Genomic DNA, 2299 nt, shown 5'->3' with positions numbered 1-2299 from the left:
CACCGCTGCAAGTCCCGTACTCTCTAATCTTTCGACTAGGTAGTAAGCCTGCTTTGCCGTGTCAGTGGTTGCGCATTATAGGGAGATTTGAGCTAAGCACAAGCCCTTTTTTGCGATAAATGACATTTATTTTCACTTCTTTTATTAAGCACAGCATTCCCACTCATTACCCCCAAACTTACCCACAAAAACAACTTAAAAAGGAGAATAAACAAGCAGTAATATCCATACTACTCAATATCAGATCTTTCAGCGAGAGCTCAACACACGGTAGACAAGGTCGTTGACTTCATTAATTAACAGCGATACGCCCGGTCTTTGTTGTTCTAGACAATAATCAGAGATCCCCTATGTCCATATAAATCGGATAACACACATCGTGAGCATATGGATGTGAGTAAACGACTAGGCTCGTCAGCGGATCATTGATGTTAATAGTGATTCTCGGCTTTGGTGCAAACGCCGCTCTACCTTTCTCATCCGTGGAGACGTATATCAAAAACAGCTAATACCAATCTAGAAAACCAACTGATCAACTTTGCCCACTCCCTAGAACACATTTGTGTCACTCGCTGCGCACTCTCGGTAAAGGCCTTCTAGGCATCACAAACGCTATCGACCATGTCTTCGTAAACTTTAAACACTCTTAATTGGCGAGAGAATGCTCACGCATCCAACTCTATAGTTGCTCGATTGAATTAAGCTCAGGTGAATAGGGCGGTAATTTGATGATGCCAACATTGTTCAATTAATCAACAATGCTATCGGTATGCCAGCCAGCACCATCCATGATCACGACGGCGTGTCGCTCTGCTTCAGTCACTTCCTAGATCTGCCTTAAGTGTAGACGCATTGCTTCTTTGCCTGTCCACGGCATCACTATTACTCGAGCTATCCTTTTACTTGAACATATTGAACTAAATAGATATACCCTGTGGCTCACAAGAATCGAATGGTTGTTGACGTACAAGTGCCTTTTCTGACCCGAATTCTCGTTGTCGTGTTTTGTTGACCCTATTTAATAGATAGGCCGGCTTCATCTTGAAACCAGATATCGACACGTTCTAAAGGGAGATGTCCGGGGATCTTATGGATCGTGTTAATTTGGCATTTTTTTAAACGCTTCTTGAGCGTTAATGGATTGTTTTGGATGTTTAGTGCGTAAGGTTATCCACGAAAATCCCATATGATTCAATAAATAGTAGATAGAGTCAGGCTGATAATTCCCCCCAAATTCAGATTGAATATACCGGTGAGTATTTGTCCCTGTTAATCGTCCACCGACTTGGGCATGATCTGCTCTTTATTCTATATATTCAGCAAGTTGAGCTTGCTATTTACCGCACAGGTAAACGGGTCGACCTTTGCGTGGCTTTTCTTGCAATCCGGCTAAGCCTTCTTCTAAAAAAGTCTTTACCCACTTGTTAACACTCGTTCTACTCACCTTTAAAGAGAGTGCAATTTTCGTTCTAGACTTGCCATCTTGAAAATGAGCGAGCACAAGGAGTCGCATCCTCATTTGAATCGATTTTTGCTTACGTGCGAGTGAATTAAAGTCGATACTTTTAAGGTTATCCATAAAAACTCATAAAGAGAATGTGATAAATACAAGTAGATCATATTGTTACTTAGATTGGTATTACCTGTTTTGAGTTCCCGCTAAAAGATCACCTCTCAAGATGAATTGGTATAAATACTTAAATAAGGTGAATGCCAAATAATGTATGGGACATTATTCGCCCAACTGAACTGCAAAGTGCAAATGTCATATAGACCATGGATGCTCGAGAGCGACCATTCTACTTTTTACTCATTCGATATACGAAAAAAAGCCCTAACATTGCTGCTAAGACTTTTCGTAATGTTGGCGAAGTGGACGAGACTCGAACTCGCGACCCCCAGCGTGAAAGGTCGCGTTCTATTTATAAAGAAGCTAACCAACTGAACTACGAAGTGCATGGAAATACAAATGTCATGTAGAGCATGGATGGTCGAGAGTGGCCACTCGGTTTTTCACTCATTTAAAACACGAAAAAGCCCTAGCATTGCTGCTAGGGCTTATCGTAATGTTGGCGGAGTGGACGAGACTCGAACTCGCGACCCCCGGCGTGACAGGTCGCGTTCTATTTATAAAGAAGCTAACCAACTGAACTACGAAGTGCATGGAAATACAAATGTCATGTAGAGTATGGATGGTCGAGAGTGGCCACTCGGTTTTTCACTCATTTAAAACACGAAAAAGCCCTAGCATTGCTGCTAGGGCTTATCGTAATGTTGGCGGAGTGGACGAGACTCGAAC

1 protein-coding gene and 1 pseudogene are annotated in these 2299 nt (G+C 42.2%); both read right to left on the bottom strand.

Going from position 1 to position 2299, the window contains the following annotated elements:
* Positions 1-1099 precede the first annotated feature (1099 nt).
* Positions 1100-1267, bottom strand: a pseudogene (locus L2764_RS28460) (helix-turn-helix domain-containing protein); the annotation flags it as partial.
* Positions 1268-1333: 66 nt separating this feature from the next.
* Positions 1334-1579, bottom strand: coding sequence for a helix-turn-helix domain-containing protein (locus L2764_RS28455; protein WP_376708511.1), 246 nt, complete (start codon positions 1577-1579; stop codon positions 1334-1336).
* Positions 1580-2299: the final 720 nt, after the last annotated feature.

The sequence above is a fragment of the Shewanella surugensis genome (assembly GCF_023284005.1).
Taxonomy (GTDB): domain Bacteria; phylum Pseudomonadota; class Gammaproteobacteria; order Enterobacterales; family Shewanellaceae; genus Shewanella; species Shewanella surugensis.
The sequence above is the reverse complement of the archived record's forward strand: the minus strand, read 5'-3'. Positions and strand labels throughout refer to the sequence as shown.

What these genes read in the sequence shown, in the direction of transcription:
- L2764_RS28455 (WP_376708511.1), bottom strand. Translation starts at nt 1,579, where the DNA reads ATGGATAACCTTAAAAGTATCGACTTTAATTCACTCGCACGTAAGCAA.